Origin of the sequence: Ensifer sp. R-19, from assembly GCF_049905105.1 — a bacterium.
GTDB lineage: Bacteria > Pseudomonadota > Alphaproteobacteria > Rhizobiales > Rhizobiaceae > Ensifer.
In genome coordinates, this window is record NZ_CP184569.1 from 345,432 (window position 1) to 365,496 (window position 20,065).

The following is a 20,065-nucleotide window of genomic DNA, read 5'->3' on the forward strand; positions in this document are numbered from 1 at the left end:
ATCCGCAATGATTGCCGACGGACTTGCGGCGTGCGCCGTATGATTTTCCGAAAAACATCAGCCTGTTTGCGCATCGGGTGGCTCTCGATCGCTCGCACCTTCACGCCCTGTCGTTGAAGGCGGAGACGTCTCGAGCTGCCGGGGGAGGCGAATGCGAGCTGCGAGCCAAGGTGTTTTCAATGTTCATTGATAGAATTCTTGCCCGTTTCAAGATCCAGACGAAGGTGCTCTTTTTCATCCTGCCCTTCGTCGTCAGCATCTGTGCTGTCGGTATCACCGGCCTCTATGCATCCGGCCTGCTTCAGGGCCGCATGGAGATTTCCAACAGCGTGCTGCAGACATTGAGCGGCTTCAAGGATGTCTATGCGGGCATGAACGCCTTCCTGCATTCGACGACCGAGGAAACCAGGCAAGCCGTCCAGTCGAAGATTTCGGCTCAGAAGGACGTGCTTGCGGCGACGGCCGCGCAGGTCGCCGGCCAGAGTGGTCAGGACGAGTTGACGGCCGCAATCGCCGCGACAAACGACATCGAGGCACGCATTGATGGCCTCTGGAAGCTGCATGTCGGCGAGCAGGAGCTGCGCGCAGCGATGGCGGCAAACCTCGACGCGCTGCTGATCGAGCGCTCCAAGATCAACGAGGAATCGAACCGGCTGCAATACGCCGTGCGGAAGAACGAAAACGCTGCCAAGACCATGTTGCGCGAAGCCGAAAAGCTGATGCGCGCCAGCCGCTTCTTCAACGAATTCGGCACCGAGGTCAGCAAGGCGATCACCGTCGACGACAAGCTGAAGGCGGTCAAGGAACGCTTCCCGATGATCGGCCGTACCGAGCGTGACATCTTCCGTCTTCTGCCGAAGGACGAGAAGTCGCTTGCCGAAACGATCACGTCGGCCTCGAGCGAGATCGGTTCGCTGCTGAAGGCGCCGGCCGGCCCGGAGACGCTTGCCGGCATCTCCAAATATGTCGACCGTTTCCGCACTGCGAGCTTCCGACTGGAGGCGGCGTCGGTCGGCAAGATGCGTGACGCGACGCGGATCTTCGCCGAGCTCGACGAGCAGATCGTCACGACGGAATCGGTGCTGACCGCAACCCGCCGGCTCGCCGCGTCGATCACGGACATCCAGATTTCCGCTGCGACTTTCATGGGGCAGACGAACGAAGAGAACCGCCAGAAGCTGCTCGACAAGTCGCTTGCCGTTCAACAGAACATGGCGACGCTGCGTGGTGTTGCCAGTGACGGCGCTTCCTTCGACAAGATCGCCGATACGCTGATGCCGATCCTGACGGCGATGAAGAAGGATGCCGCAGCGCTCGTCGAAATCACCGTCAAGCGGACCGCCGACTTCGACGCTGCCGGCCAATCGATCGACCAGATCTGGGGCGATCTCACCGGCTTTGCCGAGCAGCAGAAGGTGGCCGCCGGAACAGAACGCCAGGAAGCAAACCAGATCTCGGTGGCCGCAACCGTCGGCGGCGTCGTCATCGCGCTGCTTGCCGGCATTGCGTTGACGCTGACGCTGAAGAAGCCGATCGGTCAGATCACCGCTGCCATGCGGCGCCTCGCCGATGGCCGCCTCGACACGGCGATCGACGGCGACGCCCGTCGTGACGAAATCGGCGACATGGCGCGCGCGCTCGGCGTCTTCAAGGAGAACGCGCTTTCCAAGGTGCGCATCGAGGCCGAGAGCGAAGAGCAGCGTACTCGCGCCGAGATGGAGCGCAGCCGCAACGATCGGGAAAAGCGGGAGCTCGATCGTCAGATCGATCTGGCCGTCAGCGAGCTTGCAGCCGGTCTCGGCCGTCTCGCGCAGGGCGACCTCTCGCGCCAGATCGAGGTTCCGTTCCACGGTCGTCTCGAACAGTTGCGCGAGGACTTCAACGGCTCGCTGATCCGGCTGCAGGACACGCTCTCCCAGATCCGTGCCAATGCGCAGGCGATCCAGGAAAGCGGTTCAAGCATGCATCATGCCGCCGACTCGCTGTCGAAGCGAACGGAAGCCCAGGCGGCATCGCTTGAAGAAACCGCCGCTGCGGTCGACCAGATCACCGTGACCGTTCGCTCTTCGGCCGAGCGTGCCGGCGAAGCCAACCATGCCGTGATCCAGACGAAGCGCAGCGCCGACAGCTCGGCGACCGTCGTCACCAACGCGATCGCCGCCATGGGACGCATCGAGGAGGCCTCGCGCCAGATCGAGCAGATCATCGAGGTGATCGACGACATCGCCTTCCAGACGAACCTGTTGGCGCTGAACGCCGGCATCGAGGCGGCGCGTGCGGGTGAAGCAGGCAAGGGCTTTGCCGTTGTCGCCCAGGAAGTGCGTGAACTGGCGCAGCGTTCGGCAGAGGCCGCGCGCGAGATCAAGGGGCTCATCAACAAGTCGACGAACGAGGTCAATGCCGGTTCGCACCTGGTCAAGGAAACGGGCGAAGTGCTGGCATCGATCAGCGCGCAGATCGTCACCGTCAGCCAGCATGTGGAGATGATCGCGACCGCTAGCCGCGATCAGGCCGTTGCGCTCAACGAGGTCAACGGCTCGGTCAACCAGATGGACCAGATGACACAGCAGAACGCTTCCATGGTCGAGGAAGCGACGGCGACGAGCCGGTCGCTCGCGCACCAGGCCGACACGTTGATGATGCTTGTCGAGCAGTTCCGGCTGGAGCCGCAGGCAGACGACTACAATTACCGGGCGGCCTGAGGCGGCCGGCAATCGAATTCGCTGACGGCGGACGCTCCGCCTTCAGGCGAAGGCACGGCAAACCGGTATCGCCGTGCGACATAACAAGGGCAGGGGCTAACATTGCACCGCGTGGCCGCAGGGCTCCTCGGTGCTCTTTTTTTCAGCGCCAAGGCGCCTCATGCGCCGCTGGGCAATCCTGACGGACAGGGCGTTAAAGAGGCGCCGAAGATATCCCGGTGGCTTCGGATCGAAGTCTTCGTCCCAACGCCGGTTTTTCAAGGCCATGTCGGCGATATAGACCATTGCCATCATTTCCATGGTGATGCTCCTCAGTTGGTGGGCATCACCTCTTTTATGCATCAAAAGCAGTTTTACATACACCGGATATCGCCCTATATTTTTCAGCAATGAAAAACATGGACTGGGATATCTACCGCTGTTTCATGAGCGTGGCGCGCACCGGCGGCCTGACCGGCGCGGCACAGGCGCTCGGTTCGAGTCCGGCCACGGTCGGGCGGCGGATGCTGGAGCTCGAGGAGCGGACGGGCCGCGCCCTGTTCCTGCGCAGCCAGACCGGCTATCAGCTCACCGGCGACGGCGAACTCCTCTTCGAGCAGTTGCAGGAGATGGAGGCGGCGGCGCGCCGGGTCGAGAGCTGGCGGCGTGAGGGTGAAGGCGCGACGGTCCGCATCACCGTCGGCACCTGGAATGCCTGGCTGCTTGCCGAGAATTTCCCGGCACTTTGCAGCGAGAGGGATGGTTTCAGCCTGGCGATAACGGTCGGCGAGACACGGGCAAGCCTCGCCTATCGTGAGACCGATATCGGCATCCGTGCTTTCGAGCCCGAGGAAAGCTATCTGGCGGCGAGCCTGATCGGTGACGTCGCCTACGCCGCCTATCGCCAGAAGAACGCAGCGTCAGCTGCCAACAGTCGGTGGGTGGCCGTGGGCGAAGAGGAGGCGATCTCGGCCTATCTTCGCTGGCCTCACCAGCAGCCAGAGGGCAGGATCGTCGCGACGATCACACGGCCGCGTTCGCTCCTGGATCTCGCCCGTGCCGGCGCCGGGTGCGCCGTGCTTCCCTGTTTCATCGGCGATCTCGATCCGATGTTGGAGCGGGCGGGTGACGAAATCCCGGCGCTCAGGCATCGGCAATGGATCGTGATGAACAACGAGGACCGCCACCGAAAGGAAATCCGCACAGTGGTCGATCGCATGACGAAGCTGTTGCGTAGCCACGCCGACGTCTTTGCCGGAAAACGGCCGCGTCGCGGCTGAGCACGCGCGACCGGCCCGCATCCAGCACGACGGGTCGTGGGTTCTGGCGCCTTCGGTCAGCGCATCAGGAGCTTGACGAGGGCGGCCTGCGAATTGACCCGGGTCTTGGCATAGATGCTTTTAAGCTGCGTACGGATCGTCTCGTAGCTGACGCCGTTGGCATGCGACATTTCCTTCAGCGTCAGGCCGGCAACGACGCCTGACGCGATGCGGATTTCGGCCGGCGTGAGGCCGTAGCTGTCTTTCAGGTGGGTGAGGCGTTGGTCAAAAACCAGCGAGGACGCCGGCTCGACCAGCACCGCGACGGTGGGGCCATCGAGGAGTTCGGTGAAGATACTGGCGCTTCGCCGGACGAGCGTGATCCGAAAGGCGCCATCCTCCGCGGTCCTGACGATGCGAACCTGCGGCTGTGCGGGAGTGCCGACCGGTGAGGCCAGAAGCTCCAGTGCCGCGTTGGCTTCCGGTTCGTCCATGAACAAGCGTCCGCCGATCGTGACGCGAAACGGAGAACCCTTCGCCGCCATGCGTTCGGCGTTGACGTTCATCGAGCGGATGCGAAGATTGTCGCCGACATAAATGACGCCGACGCCGATCGTATCGAGAAGCGTCTGGCCCTCATGCTGTTCGGCCATCATCAGGTCCCGTCGGCGCAGGAAATCGAAGGCGCGTTTCAGATGAGGGGCAAGAAGGGTATATTGATCGGCCGCCTGCCGGTTGAGTTCCTCGTCCGTGGACGATGTACAGGTCGATACGAGCAATGTGCGCGTCGCACTGCGCACGATGGTGACGCCGACGGTGGTCTCGCAGCCGGTCTGGCCCTTCAGCCAGTCATTGTAGAATTCCGACTTCACCAGATCCGCGCGCGAGACAATGTGTTCGCCGGCGAGACCGCGGCCCACGGGCACGAGCACGGACTTCGGTATCCAGGGATTGATCGCCGCGAAATGGCTGTTGAACTGATCGATCGCCTCCGGCGTAAAGCCGGAGACATAGGGCACGCATGCCGCTGGCGATGTGAGATCGTGGTAGTGGAGCGCCGAGCGCCCGCCGGGCATCGTCGTGGTCAGCCGGTCAAGAAAGTCCTGCCAGCCGCAGTCGCCGAAAGCGGCGCCGTAGATCAACTCCGTCAGTTCGGCCGTATCGGCAGCTTTCGTCGATCGATGCATGCGCACCTCTGCCTAAGGTAGGTTCGGCTAATATAAGCAGGAGCGGGCGGTTCGATCAACCTGAAATAGTGGGTTGCCGGTGATCGTTGCATCGTGAACGATCACCGCGAGCACGGAAAGGCCGGCATCGCTGCCGGCCTTTCCGATCTTGTGCGCCGAGATCTCGCGCTGCAGTTTCAATGATGTTCAACGATAAATTGTGCTTCGGACGAAAGATGCAGCGAGCGGACGAAGCGAGACGGATGAAAGCAAGGCCATCCCAAGCGTCACAGCAACGAGTGTCATGGCCTGCCCTGGGTCACGATGACCGGGATCAGGAGGTCGCCCCAGTTGCCTTCACCGCCGTGGTGGCGGGCCGAGCGAACGAGCTCGACCGAAACGCCGGCATCGACGGCTTTCATGACGGACTGGTTGAGGCGGTGCAGGTCGTTGGCGACCATACGGATCGCTGCCTGCTGGTCCGGGGTCATCGCCGAAGACTGTTCCTCGGCCCGTTCCTTGACGCGTGTCTGGACTGTCATTGGACTTCTCCTTGAGGTTCGAGGCTAGAGTGGGATGCGGAAGAGTGTCTGCGGTTTCCGTCCGTGTCCCGCTCTGATTTATGAGGATCGGCAGGAGCGCAGCGGGCAGGGATTGCCGCGCTCCCGCCGGGCTTTCACTCTGCGGCCGGGCGGAACTGGTCGTGCTCGGTCGATTCCTTCATCGCGGTCGTTGAGGACTGGCCACCGGTAATCGCCATCGAAACGGCGTCGAAATAGCCGGTGCCCACTTCGCGCTGGTGTTTGGTTGCGGTGTAGCCGTTGACCTCGGCTGCGAATTCCGCTTCCTGCAGTTCCGAATAGGCGGCCATCTGTCTCGCCTTGTAGCCGCGCGCCAGTTCGAACATGCCGAAGTTCAGCTGGTGGAAGCCGGCAAGCGTGATGAACTGGAACTTGTAGCCCATCGCGCCCAGCTCGCGCTGGAACTTGGCGATCGTCGCGTCGTCGAGGTTCTTCTTCCAGTTGAACGACGGCGAGCAGTTGTAGGCGAGCAGCTTGCCCGGATGCGCCTTGTGTACGCCTTCGGCGAACTTGCGGGCCTGCTCCAGATCTGGCTTGGAGGTCTCGCACCAGATGAGGTCGCAATGCGGTGCATAGGCGATGGCCCGGGCGATGCAGGGCTCCAGCCCGTTCTTCACCTGGTAGAAACCTTCGACCGTACGTCCGGCGTCATAGTCGACGAAGGGACGGTCGCGCTCGTCAATATCGGAAGTGAGCAGCTTTGCCGCTTCCGCATCCGTACGGGCGATGACCAGCGTCGCCGTACCCATGACGTCGGCGGCAAGCCTTGCTGCGTTCAGGTTGCGGATATGGGCGGCCGTCGGGATCAGAACCTTGCCGCCGAGATGGCCGCACTTCTTTTCAGACGCGAGCTGGTCCTCGTAGTGGACGCCGGCAGCACCTGCCTCGATGAAGGCCTTCATGATCTCGAAGGCATTGAGCGGGCCACCGAAACCGGCTTCCGCATCGGCAACGATCGGCGCGAACCAGGTGTCGACCGAAAGACCCTTGCCTTCGGAGGTCTCGATCTGGTCCGCACGCTGCAGCGTGCGGTTGATGCGCTTTGCGAGCTCGGGCGCCGCATTGGCAGGATAGAGCGACTGGTCCGGATACATTGCCGAAGCGGTGTTGGCGTCGGCAGCAACCTGCCAGCCGGAGAGATAGATCGCCTTCAGGCCGGCGCGGACCATCTGCATGGCCTGGTTGCCGGAGAGCGCTCCAAGCGCGTTGACGAAGTCATCCTCGTGAATGAGTTTCCACAAGCGGTTCGCGCCCATTTCGGCCAGCGAATAGCGGATTTCGACCGACCCGCGCAGCCGCTTCACGGTCTCGGCGGTATAGGGGCGTTCGACGCCATCGAAGCGGCCTTGCGGTGCGCTGGGAACGAGCTTGTAAAAATCAGTCATTACATCCTCCTGTCAAAATCGGACTTCCATTCGACTTTCGTCGCACGGCGCTTTGTGTTTCGAGTTCATGTGACAGGTTTTACATTGCGCTGCGATATTCGGCTATTGGAAACAATGAAATGGCGCGATCAAAAGGGTTATCTTGTCTTGCCTTTGACAGAAGTGCGAAGTAAATTTGTAAAAAATGTAAAGTGTCGCGTTCGTTGCAAATTGTAAAGGTAGTTACAAATGGCCGAGAACAAGATCTTCGCCGGTCCGCGGGTCAGGCGTATTCGCAACGGTCTCTCGCTGACGCAGACGGCCATGGCCGAGGCTCTCGGCATCTCGCCGTCCTACCTCAATCTGATCGAGCGCAATCAGCGGCCGTTGACTGTTCAGCTGCTTTTGAAACTCGCGTCGGTCTACAAGGTCGATCTCGACGAGCTGCAGGGAGAAACCGGTGGCAGCCTCTCGCAATTGCGCGAGGTCTTCGCCGATCCGCTGCTGTCAGCCGAACTGCCCGGAGAGCAGGAGCTGATCGAGGTGGCGGAAGCCGCCCCCAATGCCGCCGGCGGTGTCGTCAAGCTCTATCGCGCCTATCGCGAGCAGGCAGCACGCCTGAAGGATCTCGCCGACCTGCTGGCGGGGCAGGGGCATATGGAGGCGCTTTCGGGCACGCGGCTGCCGATGGACGAGGTGCGCGAGACCTTCGAGGCGCGGCCCAATCATTTTGCTGCGATCGAGGCAGCGGCGGAAGCCTTTCATGAGGCGCTGTCGCCAGGCGATGATCTCGTGGGTGCTCTCAGGAACTGGCTGAAGAAGGAGCATGGCCTGGTGGTGCGCAGCCTGCCGGTGCATGCCATGCCCAATCTGCGCCGCCGTTTCGACCGGCATTCCATGCGCCTCTTCATCTCCGAGCGGCTATCGCCCTATGACCAGCTCCGCGAGATCGCCATGGAGGCCGTATCGATCGCCTGCCATGAGGCGATCATCGCCGAACTCGAGCCTTTGCGTTTCTCGACGGCGGAGGCGCGCCGCATCGCCCGTTTCGAGCTTGCGCGCTATGGCGCGCATGCGCTGATGATGCCCTATGCCGCCTTCCTCGCCGCCGCGCAGCGCGCGAAGTATGATGTCGACGTGCTGCGTGCGCGCTTTCAGGTCTCCTTCGAGCAGGCCGCCAATCGGCTGACCATGCTGCAGCGGCCGGGCGCACAAGGCGTGCCCTTCTTTCTGATGGAGATCGACCATGCCGGCCACCGCTTGCGGCGGGCCGGCGCTTCAGGCTTCCCGCAGGCGAAATTCGGCGGCGGCTGTCCGAAGCTCAATATCCACGCCGCCTTCTCGGTGCCGGGGCAGGTTCTGGTCGATCGTGTCGGAATGCCCGATGGCGCTGCGTTTCTGACGGTGGCGCGCACGCTGGATGGCCCGCAGGCGGCGTTTCAGGAGCGGGTTCGGCGCACGGCCCTGCTCCTCGGTTGCGAAGCGTCCTTCGCTGATGAGGTGGTCTACGGTGCGGGGATGCCGCCGGCGGTCGCGATTGGTGCCGCCTGCCGGCTCTGTGAACGGCAGGGCTGTCTGGCACGCGCCGAGCCGCCGGTCACGCGGCCGCTGGGGCTCGATGAAATGGCGACCGGGCTCAGCGTTTTCGATTTTCAATAACTGACGGGGTGCTGGTTCGGCAGCAGCGGTGCATCCGGCGCGAAGCATTCCGCCGGCAGCCCCGTGGTGTATCCGCGGGTGATATGCGCCTTGTCCGCATAGGCCTTGTTGCGCATCAGGATCGCGTGCAGCTCCGGCAGGTTGTAGAAGGGCACGCCCGGATAGAGGTGGTGCTCAAGGTGATAATTGATGTTGTGGGGGGCGAAGAACAGCTTCTCCCAGGCATACGGATAGACCGTGCGTGAACTCGTTAGTTCGTCGCTATAGTCCATGCTGCCAAAGTGCTCGGCGACGCTGCGTATATAAAGGAACAGGCAGAAGAAGGTGAGGAACGGCACCACCCAGTAGAGCGCCACTTCCCGCCAGATGCCGAGCAGCGTGAAGATCGCCGCGGCGGCCACATAGAAGCCGATGCGCAGCAGCTTGTATTGAAGCGTCGAGCGGTCGTTCTTTCCCATGCGTTTGGCCATGTGCAGCATGTCGCGCAGCGAATTGACCGCAACGAGGTAGCCAAGCAACTGTGTAATGCCGCGAGCAAGCTTCTGCGGGAAGGTGAATTGCGGCATGCCGAGCTTCGCCGTCCAGTCCGGATCCTCGTCGGTATTGGCATGCTGGTGGTGCGTGAGATGGTTCTGGCGATAGCCGTCGACGGTGGCAAGCACCGGCCAGGCGAGCACGAGATCGCTCATCCAGTCGCTGAGTTTTCTGTTGGGGATGATGCGGTAATGCGCTGCCTCGTGGATCATGCAGCCGAGCGCATGCATGCGTCCGGCGATCAGCACAACGGCGAGCAGATAGACCAGCGGATTGCCGGCATATTCGCTGACGGCGATCGCCGCTGCGATCATCGCCCAGTCGAACGCGATTGCGCCCAGTGCCTTTCGCGGCTCGAGCACCGAAAGGCGTTTCAATTCCTTGGGGTCGATCCTGCGGTCCCGCCCGCCTGTGGCCTTCTCGCCAACGATCTTCTCGCCCATCGCAATACCCAAGCCTTGATACACAACCGGCGAGAAAATCGCACGGTGATCATGGTTAATCAATTGTAAACGTCGGTCCGTACATGTCGAGCATCGACATGGTTAACTGCGGCGAGCGGTGGCGCCCGGTTTAAGCAGCCGCCCGGCGGCTTGCCATAAGTGCCCGTTTTTCCTTGGCTTGTGAAAAACACCGACCGATACGGCGGCGCCTTTTTGTTGGCACGAAAGCGCTTGAGGTTATCGAGAAACATGCCTAACCTCCGGCCTGAGCGAAGCGGATTGGACGGTGTCCCGGCATGCCGGGCCCGATACGAAAAATCAAAAGGGGAGTTGTATGTCCAAGCTCATCGTCACAACCCTGGCGGCAGCCGTACTGGCCGGTTCGACCATGCTGGCCTCGGCGCAGGAGCGCGTAGTCAACGTCTACAACTGGTCGGATTACATCGACAGCAGCATTCTGGAAGACTTCACCAAGGAGACCGGCATCAAGGTCGTCTACGACGTCTTCGATTCCAACGAGATCCTGGAGACGAAGCTGCTCGCGGGCGGTTCGGGTTACGACGTGGTCGTGCCGACGGCAACCTTCCTGCAGCGGCAGATCGCCGCCGGCGTGTTCCAGAAGCTCGACAAGTCGAAGCTGCCGAACCTTTCCAATATGTGGGACGTGATCATGGAGCGTACGGCCAAGTACGATCCGGGCAACGAATACGCCGTCGACTACATGTGGGGCACCACCGGCATCGGCTACAACGTCGACAAGATGAAGGCGATCCTCGGCACGGACGAGAAGCCCAACTGGGACGTGATCTTCAAGCCGGAACTGGCGGCGAAGTTCAAGGATTGCGGCATCCACATCCTCGATTCCCCGACCGACGTCATGCCGTCGGCGCTTGCCTATCTCGGCCTTAATCCGGATAGCCACGATGCTGCCGATCTGGAAAAGGCGGCCGAACTCCTGGCAAGCATCCGTCCCAACGTGCGCAAGTTCCATTCGTCGGAATACATCAACGCGCTCGCCAACGGCGACATCTGCCTTGCGGTCGGTTTCTCCGGCGACGTCTTCCAAGCCCGCGACCGTGCGGCCGAAGCGAAGGCCGGCGTGACCGTCGACTATGCGATCCCGTCGCAGGGCGCGCAGATGTGGTTCGACATGTTGGCGATCCCTGCCGATGCACAGCACGTTGAGGAAGCCCATGCCTTCCTCAACTACATGATGAAGCCGGAAGTCGTCGCCAAGGCATCGAACTACGTCTTCTACGCCAACGGCAACAAGGCCTCGCAGCAGTTCCTCGACAAGGCCGTTCTGGAGGATACCGCCATCTATCCGTCGGAAGAGGTGATGCAGAAACTGTTCACGGTGACGCCCTTCGAGGCGAAGGAACAGAGGGTATTGACCCGACTCTGGACAAAGGTCGTAACCGGCCAGTAAGAGCGGAAAACGAATTGCCCGGACCTCAAAATCCGGGCAATTTTCTTAATGGGCGCCGGGGAAAACAAGAGCGCCCAATCGGCTGTATCATTCGGGGATAGATGATGAAGTCTCTCGGCAGTATTCGGCGGTCCTTTGCCCCCTGGGCGGATCCCGCTTCCAAGCCATTCATTTCCGTCAAGAACGTGACAAAGCGGTTCGGCGATTTCACCGCCGTCGACGACCTTTCGCTTGATATCTACACACGCGAGTTCTTTGCGCTCCTCGGCGCGTCGGGCTGCGGGAAGTCGACGCTCCTGCGCATGCTTGCCGGCTTCGAGCAGCCGACGTCGGGTGAGATCATTCTCGACGGGCAGAGCCTCGCCGGCATCCCGCCCTACCGGCGGCCGGTCAACATGATGTTCCAGTCCTACGCGCTCTTTCCGCACATGACGGTCGAGAACAACATCGCCTTCGGCCTCAAGCAGGACGGCATGCCGAAAGCGGATATCGCTGCGCGCGTCGCGCAGATGCTGAAGCTGGTGAAGCTCGAAAAGTTTTCCCAGCGCAAGCCGCACCAGCTTTCCGGCGGCCAGCGTCAGCGCGTCGCGCTCGCCCGTTCGCTTGCCAAGCGGCCGAAGGTGCTGCTCCTCGACGAGCCGCTCGGCGCGCTCGACAAGAAGCTGCGTGAGGAAACCCAGTTCGAACTGATGGACCTGCAGCAGGAACTCGGCCTCACCTTCGTCGTGGTGACCCACGACCAGGAGGAGGCGATGACCATGGCCGACCGCATCGCGGTCATGAGCCACGGCAAGGTCATCCAGGTCGCGACCCCGGCCGAGATCTATGAGGCGCCGAATTCCCGTTTCGTCGCGGACTTCATCGGCGACGTCAACATTTTCGAGGGAGCGGTCGGCGGGGCTGACGGCGGCTACGTGCGCCTTGAAGGCACCAACGGCTTCCCGATCCGCATGGCGTCGCCCGAAAGACCGGCTACAGGCGGCAAGTCCGCCGTCGCCGTCCGCCCGGAAAAGATTCGTGTCAGCCGCCAGCCGCCGGCACACGCGCCCGTCAACGCCGTCCAGGGGGAGATCTGGGATATCGGTTATCTCGGCGACATGACCGTCTTCCACGTGCGCCTGAAGGACGGACGCGTGATCAAGGCGTCGTCGCTGAATGCGGTGCGCGCGGTTGAGGATCCGCTCGGCTACGACCAGGAGGTCTGGATTTCCTTCGGCGAAGACGCCGGCGTCGTTCTGAAGGATTGAGACCATGACACGCGTCGCATCCGCTCTCTTCAGCCGCCTCGTCATCATCATCCCCTATGCCTGGCTGCTGTTTTTCTTCCTCATCCCCTTCTTCATCGTCTTCCGCATCTCGCTGTCGCAGACGGCAGTGGCGATGCCGCCCTATACGCCGGTCTTCGATCTCTTTGGCGGCCTGTCCGGAATCCTTGAAAAGGCGCGGGAGTTCTCGTTCGACAACTATGTCTGGCTGACGGAAGACGTCCTCTACTTCAACGCCTATGTATCGAGCGTCATCATCGCGGCGGTTTCGACTGTCCTGACGCTGCTGATCGCCTATCCGGTCGCCTACGGCATGGCGAAGGCACCGAAGACCATTCGGCCGACGCTCTTGATGCTGGTGATCCTGCCGTTCTGGACGAGCTTCCTGATCCGCGTCTACGCCTGGATCGCGATCCTGAAGCCCGAGGGCCTGCTCAATCAGTTCCTGATGAGTATCAACGTCATCGATCAGCCGTTGATCATCCTCAACACCAACTGGGCGATCTATATCGGCATCGTCTATTCCTATCTGCCCTTCATGGTGCTGCCGATCTATTCGTCGCTCGAGAAGATGGACCACACGCTGACCGAAGCGGCACTCGACCTCGGCTGCACGCCGTTTACGGCCTTCTGGCGCGTGACCTTCCCGCTCTCGCTCGCGGGCGTCGTCGCCGGCTGCCTGCTCGTCTTCATCCCGGCCGTCGGCGAATTCGTTATCCCCGACCTGCTCGGCGGCTCGGAAACGCTGATGATCGGCAAGACCCTCTGGAACGAGTTCAACGCCAACCGCGACTGGCCGGTATCCTCGGCAGTGGCGACGATTCTGCTTCTGATCCTGGTGCTGCCGATCGTCTATTTCCAGAACGCGCAGGCCAAAGCCGACAGCGAGGGGAGGTAGGAGATGGGTACCTGGTCTCGCTTCAACATCGCCTCGATCGTGCTCGGCTTCGGGTTCCTCTACCTGCCGATCGTGCTTCTGGTGATCTTCTCGTTCAACGAGTCGAAGCTCGTCACGGTCTGGGCCGGTTTTTCGACCAAATGGTACACGCAGCTCTGGCACAATCAGGCGCTGCTCGATGCCGCCTGGGTGACGATCCGCGTCGCGCTGATCTCGGCAACCTGCGCAACGGTGCTCGGGACGCTCGCGGCGCTGGCGCTCGTTCGCTACACGCGTTTTCGCGGCCGCATGCTATTTTCCGGCATGGTCTATGCGCCGCTCGTCATGCCCGAGGTGATCACCGGTCTGTCGCTGCTGCTGCTCTTCGTCGCCATCGGCCTTGACCGCGGCTTCTGGACGATCACGCTGGCGCATATCACCTTCACCATGTGCTTCGTCGCCGTGGTCGTGCAGTCGCGGCTCTTAAGCTTCGACCAGTCGATCGAAGAGGCAGCGCTCGATCTCGGCGCCACCCCGGTCCGCACCTTCTTTGCGATCACGCTGCCGGTTATCGAACAGGTCCCGGCGGTGTTTTCCGGCTGGGTGCTGGCCTTCACGCTGTCGCTGGATGATCTGGTGATTTCGAGCTTCACGACGGGACCGGGCGCCACGACGCTGCCGATGAAGATCTACAGCCAGGTGCGGCTCGGCGTGACGCCGGAAATCAATGCGATCTGCACCATTCTCATCGGCATTGTCGCAATCGGGGTCGTCGTTGCCTCCATCGTCACCAAGCAGCGTGAGGCACAGCGCGAGCGCGACGAGCGGGCTGCCTTTGCGCAATCCTGAGCGGGAGAAGCTCCACGCTTGGCGTGAAGCGGCTTTTGTCCGGTTATGAACCGCAAGCCAACGGCCGGTGTCTCGACGCCGGCCGTTTTCAGTTGGGTTCGCCGAGGACCGATAGGGGCGAGATCACCGCATTCGGCCAGGACCCGCCGACGAAGAAGCGCAGCCTTTGTCCGGCATTGAGTGTGTCGATGAACGTGCCGGCGAGTGCCAGGCTGCCGGTGCGATAGGGAATGACGCCATTGACCGAGAGGCTGCCGGTTTTGCCGGTGAAAAGCGCCTGGTTCAGCCGCGCCGACCCCTGGCCGAAACTGGCTTCGATGTCGGCCGTCTGGAAAGCGAAGCTGCCATCGCTCGCCTGAGCCAGCGAGAAGAACTCTCCCGCCCTGACCAGGTCCGCAAAGGCGTTTGCGTCGAAACTGGAGAGGGTGCCGTTGGCGAGCGAGAGCCTGATGCGGCCCGAAGCCTCGGCCGCCTGCTCAGTCCAGAACGGATGCTCGGTCACCAGGTCGAAGTTGACGTTGCCGCGGCCGGACGGGATCGGGCCGGTAAACCCGAAGTCCGCGAGCGCTGCGGCGAGGTCGGCATTTTTCAGGACAAGTTCGAGTTTGCCGCCCTTTGCCAACCCCGCTTCCGAGACGGCGATCCGGCCACTGAGCCGGCCATTGGCATAGGTGCTGTCGGCGATGTCGATGGAAGCGCGCCCATGGTCGATGATGATGCCGGCCGCCACATCCACAAGCCGCAGCGGGCCGACCAATGCCTCCTGCGCCGACAGGCGGACATCGGCACGCCAGGTCCGCGCGAAAGCGTCACCGAGCTGCTTGGCGATGTCGTCAGGCTCCACCGGCAATTGATCGATGAGGGGTTGCAAACCGTTGAGGCCGATGCGGTCGAAGGCGAGCGTGCCCTCAATACGGGGCGTATCGTTGGCTGGCGTGGAGACGTCGAGAACACCGGTCGCGTTGGCGCCGCCCAGAGCAAACTGCAGATCGTCGAGCTTCAGGGAGCTATCACCAGTCGTGACATTGGCGCTGAGGTTGAAACTGCTGTCGGGCAGGGCACGCTCGGCTTTGCCCTCGAACCAGGCCGCCAGCGTTTGCAGGGATGCGGTCGAAAGCTGGAGCCGGCCCGAACTGATCGGTGTTTGTGAGAGACTGCCGACGCCTTCGAAAGAGAGGTTCAATGGCGTTGAGGTCAGCGATGTCCTGAGCGTCGTATCGCGGCCGGCAAGAAGCGCCAGCGGTTCGTTGCAGTCGAGCGTCCAGGTCACCAGCTGTCCACCAAGGCTGCCCGAGAACTGGGCGCCCAGAGGCTCGGAGAAGGACGGCCACTTGACCGTTCCGGAGATGCCGGAAAATTCACGGGTCTGATTGGTAATGAGATCGATGACCTGCAGGCGTCCGTTTTCGACCGTGACGTCACCGAAGGGCGTATCGTCGCCGGAGGTCGATCGCTCCGGCACAGTCAACCAGTGTGGGCGTTGCCAGTTGAGCGTGCCATCCGTCCGCCTTTCCAGCGCGACGACCGGCTCGATCAAGCGGATGTCCTCGAGGTCCGGGTCGCCATCGATGGCTGAAAGCAGGCTGAAGGACGCGGTTATGCTGCCGATATGCACGAGCTTGCGCGATGTGCCATCTGCCGTCTCGATCGTCGCGGAGCGCAGGATGAGGGTCGGTTCCGGCCAGAAGCTGATCTCGGGATTGCCTGTTATCCGGCTTTTCCCACCTGACCAGGCGTCGAGCATGTGCTCCACCGTCGGGCGCACGTCGGCGGTCGAAATCAGCAGAGGCAGTGCGGCATTGTAGGCGACAGCAAGCCCCACTCCGATCGCTGCGGCCCACAGGAAGTGGCGACGGCTGAGCCGCGACCGCAGGCGTGCGTCGCGCATCTTATGCAGGAAATTCCGTGTCATGTCTGCCCGGTCGCCATCGCTTGGATCTCGCATGTTGGATAGGCCTTCGGTCTTCAGAAATCAAATGCGACGGACAGGAAACAGACAGGTAAATGTCGCCGGCGCGATGCCGAGACGACTGCAGGTACTGTTTATTTTGCGATGCAGCATGGTATAGAGAGCATGGAGTAGGAGTGGAGGAAAGCATGCAAGCAGAGCAGCCGTTGTGGGTTCCGAGTCCCGAGATCCGTGCGCATAGCCCCATGGCTGAATTCATCGCCTGGTGCAGCGAACGCTTCGGCAGAACCTTTGCGGATTATGACGCGTTCCATGCATGGTCGGTGGCCGAGCGTGGTGACTTCTGGACCGCCGTCTGGGAGCATTGCAACGTCGTCGGCGAGCGTGGCGCGACTGCCCTCGTCAATGGCGACCGGATGCTCGATGCCCGTTTCTTCCCCGAAGCGAAACTGAACTTCGCGGAGAACCTGCTTCGCGAAACCGGCGATGGCGATGCGCTTGTCTTCCGCAGTGAGGACAAGGTCGACTACCGCCTGTCGTGGAATGATCTGCGTGCTTTGGTGTCGCGACTGCAGCAGGCGCTGAAAGCGCAGGGCATCGGCCCGGGCGATCGCGTCGCGGCGATGATGCCGAACATGCCGGAAACCATCGCGCTGATGCTGGCGACCGCCTCGATCGGGGCGATCTGGTCGTCCTGCTCTCCCGATTTCGGCGAGCAGGGCGTTCTCGATCGGTTCGGCCAGATCGCGCCGAAGCTGTTCATCGCCTGCGACGGCTACTGGTATAACGGCAAGCGCCAGGACGTCGACGCGAAGGTGCGCGCGGTCTCCGCGAGCCTTGCAGTGCCGGCGCTGATCATACCCTATGCCGGCGACAGCGCAGCGCTTGCGGCCTCGATCGCGGGCGGCAAGACTCTCGGAGATTTCATCGCGCCGTTCGAGGCGAAGACGCTGACGTTCGAACGGCTTCCGTTCAGCCATCCGCTCTATGTGCTGTTTTCGTCGGGCACGACGGGTGTTCCGAAGTGCATCGTTCATTCGGCCGGCGGCACCTTGCTGCAGCACCTGAAGGAGCACCGTTTCCATTGTGGCCTGCGCCGCGGCGAAAAGCTCTTCTACTTCACCACCTGCGGCTGGATGATGTGGAACTGGCTGGTTTCCGGCCTGGCGGTGGGCGCCACGCTGTGCCTCTTCGACGGATCGCCCTTCTATCCCGACGGCAACGTGCTCTTCGACTATGCCGCCGCCGAGAAGTTCGCCGTGTTCGGCACCTCGGCCAAGTACATCGATGCGGTCCGCAAGGGCGGCTTCGTGCCGGCCAAGACCCATGACCTCTCCACCCTGAGGCTGCTCACCTCCACCGGTTCGCCCTTGTCGCCGGAAGGCTTCTCCTTTGTCTACGAAGGCATCAAGTCGGACGTCCAGCTCGCCTCGATCTCCGGCGGCACCGATATCGTCTCCTGCTTCGTTCTCGGCAATCCCTTGAAGCCGGTCTGGCGCGGCGAGATCCAGGGGCCCGGCCTCGGATTGGCGGTCGACGTTTGGAACGACGAGGGGCAATCCGTGCGCGGTGAAAAGGGCGAGCTCGTCTGCACCAAGGCGTTCCCGTCGATGCCGGTGATGTTCTGGAACGACCCGGAGGGCGCCAAGTATCGCGCCGCCTATTTCGAGCGCTTCGACAATATCTGGTGCCATGGCGACTTTGCCGAATGGACCGAACATGGCGGCATCATCATTCACGGCCGCTCCGACGCGACGTTGAACCCCGGCGGCGTGCGCATCGGTACCGCGGAGATCTACAATCAGGTCGAGCAGATGGAGGAGGTCGCAGAAGCCCTCTGCATCGGGCAGGATTGGGAAGACGACGTGCGCGTCGTTCTCTTCGTTCGCCTCGCATCTGGTATCGCGCTCACCGACGATCTGACCAAGGCGATCAAGAACCGCATCCGCATCGGCGCGTCGCCGCGCCACGTGCCGGCGAAGGTGATCGCGGTCGCCGACATCCCCCGCACCAAGTCGGGCAAGATCGTCGAGCTTGCCGTTCGTGACGTCGTGCACGGCCGTCCGGTGAAGAACAAGGAGGCGCTCGCCAACCCCGAGGCGCTCGACCTTTTTGCCGGGCTCGAGGCCCTTAAAAATTGAGGGCGCGTTAACTTGTTGGCGCTCCCCGAATTAACCACGCCTTCAGACTTGCTGAAAAATCACTAAAATTGCGGAGCCGCCTGGTAAGGTCTTGTTAAGAATTGGGGGCGCATGGTCATGTCAACTTGAGGCCGGTCGATGTAAGTCGGCGCTCGGCAGCGATGCCGCCGCAGACATGATGTCATCCCTTCTCGAGCACTTGTTGGTTTAGCATTCGATTATCGAGGTGGCCTCCCAGCCACCTTTTTTTTTAAGCCGTTGCTGCCGTCAGAAACTCGCAGGGCGGGCTTCCCGATACCTATCAGGATCGGCCTTCGAGAGACCGCGACACGGCAATGACCGGGATCATGCCGGCGATGACGATGATCATGGCGGCGACCGAAGCATCCTCCACCTTCGCCCGCGAGGCATCCTCGTAGACGAGGGTGGCGAGCGTGTTGAAGTTGAAGGGGCGCAGCATGATCGTGGCGGATAGCTCCTTCATCGTTTCGATGAAGACGAGCAGGGCCGCAGTCAGAACAGCTGGGCGCATCATCGGCAGCAACACGGTGCGCAGGGTCTGTCCGCCCGTGCGCCCGAGCGCGCGCGCGGCCATGTCGAGATGCGGAGAGAGCTTCTGGAAGCCGGCTTCGAGCGTACCTTCCGCCATGGTCAGAAAGCGCACGCTGCAGGCATAAATGATGGCAAAGCCGGTGCCGGTCATCATCAGGCCGGTGGAGATGCCGAAGGTTTCCCGCATGCCGGCGTCGATCGCATTGTCGAGAGCGGCCAGCGGAAAGAGCACGCCGATCGCCAGCACCGTGCCGGGCACACCGTAGCCGAAGGAGGCGAGCCGCCCGGCCGTGTCGGAGACGCGGGAGTGCCCGGTGCGCGCCGCATAGGCCAGCACGAAGCCGAGCAGCACCGTGGCCATCGCCGTCGCGCCCGAAACCAGGATGCTGTGGAAGAGCGCGTTCAGAAGGCGAGGCTCCACGAACTGGTCGATCCGCTTCAGGGCAAAATTGCCGAGGATGAAGAACGGCACGGCGAAACCGGAGAGGACGGGCAGCAGGCAGGCGAACATTGCCGCCCACTTCTTCCAGCCGGTCAGCGACAGCCGGACGGCGTCGTGGACGGCTGAGGTCGTCTTCTGGCTGGAAAAACGCTGGCGACGGCGTGCGGCCCGTTCGATCATCATCAGGCCGATGACGAAGACCAGCATGATGCAGGCGATCTGCGCGGCGCCCGCAAGACTGCCGCGGTTCAGCCAGGTATCGAAGATCGAGAAGGTCAGCGTCTGCACGCCGAGGAATTCGACGGCACCGATATCGTTCAAGGTCTCCATCGCAACCAGCGTCAGGCCGATCATGATCGCCGGGCGCGCCATCGGGATCTGGATGCGGAAGAACACTTTCAGCGGACCGGCGCCGAGCGTGCGCGCGACGTCCGCAGCCGCCCGTCCCTGCATCAGGAACATCGAGCGGCAGGCGAGGTAGATGTAGGGATAGAGCACCGAGCTCAGCACCAGCACCGCGCCGCCGAGCGAGCGGATATCCGGAAACCAATAGTCGCGGCTCGTCTTGAAGCCGAAGATCAAGCGGATCAGGCTCTGCACCGGCCCGGTGAAGGTGAAGAGCTCACCGAAGGCATAGGCCGCAAGATAGGCGGGGATGGCGAGCGGCAGCACCAGGGCGGCGGAAAGAAATCGGCGAAGCGGAAACTCGCAGCTTGCCACCAGCCAGGCGGTCAGGATGCCGATGATTGCCGTGGTGGCACCGGTCAGCGAAACGAGGAGCAGCGTTCGCCCGGTTGCGCGCGGAATGACGTTTTCCATGAGATGCGGCCAGTTGCCGCCCCCGCCCGAAACAGCGAGCCACGCGATCGCAATGATCGGCATCAGCACGATCACCGACGTCAGGCCGGCCCAGG

17 protein-coding genes are annotated in these 20,065 nt (G+C 62.2%); 8 read left to right on the forward strand and 9 right to left on the reverse strand.

Features of this window, described 5'->3' with window-relative positions; genetic code table 11:
* The first annotated feature begins 179 nt into the window (after positions 1-179).
* Positions 180-2,702, forward strand: a complete 2,523-nt coding sequence (locus ACN9MO_RS01640) for a methyl-accepting chemotaxis protein (protein ID WP_057251009.1) — start codon at positions 180-182, stop codon at positions 2,700-2,702.
* Positions 2,703-2,798: 96 nt separating this feature from the next.
* On the opposite strand, the gene ACN9MO_RS01645 is transcribed toward ACN9MO_RS01640, so the two are convergent.
* Positions 2,799-3,002 carry a hypothetical protein gene (locus tag ACN9MO_RS01645; RefSeq protein ID WP_113133236.1) on the reverse strand — a complete coding sequence of 68 codons (204 nt, stop codon included), beginning with the start codon at positions 3,000-3,002 and terminating at the stop codon, positions 2,799-2,801.
* 89 nt (positions 3,003-3,091) lie between these two features.
* Here ACN9MO_RS01645 and ACN9MO_RS01650 point away from each other — a divergent pair, with 89 nt between their 5' ends.
* Positions 3,092-3,961, forward strand: a complete 870-nt coding sequence (locus ACN9MO_RS01650; protein WP_113133235.1) for a LysR family transcriptional regulator — start codon at positions 3,092-3,094, stop codon at positions 3,959-3,961.
* A gap of 56 nt (positions 3,962-4,017) precedes the next feature.
* Here the strand turns inward: ACN9MO_RS01650 and ACN9MO_RS01655 are convergent, their stop codons facing one another.
* The 4 genes from ACN9MO_RS01655 to aceA all read right to left on the reverse strand — a co-directional run bounded on the left by ACN9MO_RS01655 (position 4,018) and on the right by aceA (position 7,072).
* Complete coding sequence (locus tag ACN9MO_RS01655; RefSeq protein WP_113133234.1) at positions 4,018-5,127, reverse strand: LuxR C-terminal-related transcriptional regulator; 1,110 nt, start codon at positions 5,125-5,127, stop codon at positions 4,018-4,020.
* A 27-nt stretch (positions 5,128-5,154) separates the two neighbouring features.
* A complete protein-coding gene (locus ACN9MO_RS01660; RefSeq protein WP_162733674.1) occupies positions 5,155-5,307 on the reverse strand; it encodes a hypothetical protein in 153 nt (50 codons plus the stop codon).
* Positions 5,308-5,408: 101 nt separating this feature from the next.
* The gene (locus tag ACN9MO_RS01665) at positions 5,409-5,648 is read right to left on the reverse strand and encodes a hypothetical protein (protein ID WP_034800815.1); all 240 of its coding nucleotides are present in this window, start codon (positions 5,646-5,648) and stop codon (positions 5,409-5,411) included.
* Between the two features lie 134 nt (positions 5,649-5,782).
* Positions 5,783-7,072 (reverse strand): isocitrate lyase, encoded by a 1,290-nt coding sequence (aceA, locus tag ACN9MO_RS01670; RefSeq protein WP_058325404.1) that lies wholly within the window; start codon positions 7,070-7,072, stop codon positions 5,783-5,785.
* Positions 7,073-7,300: 228 nt separating this feature from the next.
* Here aceA and ACN9MO_RS01675 point away from each other — a divergent pair, with 228 nt between their 5' ends.
* Positions 7,301-8,710, forward strand: a complete 1,410-nt coding sequence (locus ACN9MO_RS01675; RefSeq protein WP_113133233.1) for an XRE family transcriptional regulator — start codon at positions 7,301-7,303, stop codon at positions 8,708-8,710.
* On the opposite strand, the gene ACN9MO_RS01680 is transcribed toward ACN9MO_RS01675, so the two are convergent.
* Both ACN9MO_RS01680 and ACN9MO_RS01685 read right to left on the reverse strand, forming a co-directional pair.
* On the reverse strand, positions 8,704-9,687 hold the full coding sequence (locus ACN9MO_RS01680; protein ID WP_113133232.1) for a fatty acid desaturase family protein: 984 nt from the start codon (positions 9,685-9,687) through the stop codon (positions 8,704-8,706). The two genes, ACN9MO_RS01675 and ACN9MO_RS01680, sit on opposite strands and share 7 nt — an antisense overlap.
* A gap of 59 nt (positions 9,688-9,746) precedes the next feature.
* Positions 9,747-9,938 carry a hypothetical protein gene (locus ACN9MO_RS01685; RefSeq protein ID WP_425986310.1) on the reverse strand — a complete coding sequence of 64 codons (192 nt, stop codon included), beginning with the start codon at positions 9,936-9,938 and terminating at the stop codon, positions 9,747-9,749.
* An 83-nt stretch (positions 9,939-10,021) separates the two neighbouring features.
* Here ACN9MO_RS01685 and ACN9MO_RS01690 point away from each other — a divergent pair, with 83 nt between their 5' ends.
* From ACN9MO_RS01690 to ACN9MO_RS01705, 4 genes are all read left to right on the forward strand, one after another.
* Entirely contained in the window at positions 10,022-11,116 is a 1,095-nt protein-coding gene (locus ACN9MO_RS01690; RefSeq protein ID WP_058325406.1) for a polyamine ABC transporter substrate-binding protein, read from the forward strand.
* 104 nt (positions 11,117-11,220) lie between these two features.
* Entirely contained in the window at positions 11,221-12,363 is a 1,143-nt protein-coding gene (locus tag ACN9MO_RS01695) for an ABC transporter ATP-binding protein (RefSeq protein ID WP_057250995.1), read from the forward strand.
* A gap of 4 nt (positions 12,364-12,367) precedes the next feature.
* A complete protein-coding gene (locus ACN9MO_RS01700) occupies positions 12,368-13,279 on the forward strand; it encodes an ABC transporter permease subunit (protein ID WP_113133231.1) in 912 nt (303 codons plus the stop codon).
* Between the two features lie 3 nt (positions 13,280-13,282).
* The gene (locus ACN9MO_RS01705) at positions 13,283-14,107 is read left to right on the forward strand and encodes an ABC transporter permease subunit (RefSeq protein ID WP_425986314.1); all 825 of its coding nucleotides are present in this window, start codon (positions 13,283-13,285) and stop codon (positions 14,105-14,107) included.
* An 88-nt stretch (positions 14,108-14,195) separates the two neighbouring features.
* Here ACN9MO_RS01705 and ACN9MO_RS01710 read toward each other — a convergent pair whose 3' ends face one another.
* A complete protein-coding gene (locus ACN9MO_RS01710) occupies positions 14,196-16,019 on the reverse strand; it encodes an AsmA family protein (RefSeq protein WP_113133255.1) in 1,824 nt (607 codons plus the stop codon).
* 185 nt (positions 16,020-16,204) lie between these two features.
* Here ACN9MO_RS01710 and ACN9MO_RS01715 point away from each other — a divergent pair, with 185 nt between their 5' ends.
* Complete coding sequence (locus ACN9MO_RS01715; protein WP_113133230.1) at positions 16,205-18,157, forward strand: acetoacetate--CoA ligase; 1,953 nt, start codon at positions 16,205-16,207, stop codon at positions 18,155-18,157.
* A gap of 301 nt (positions 18,158-18,458) precedes the next feature.
* On the opposite strand, the gene ACN9MO_RS01720 is transcribed toward ACN9MO_RS01715, so the two are convergent.
* A complete protein-coding gene (locus tag ACN9MO_RS01720; RefSeq protein ID WP_245299033.1) occupies positions 18,459-20,033 on the reverse strand; it encodes an ABC transporter permease in 1,575 nt (524 codons plus the stop codon).
* Positions 20,034-20,065 lie beyond the last annotated feature (32 nt).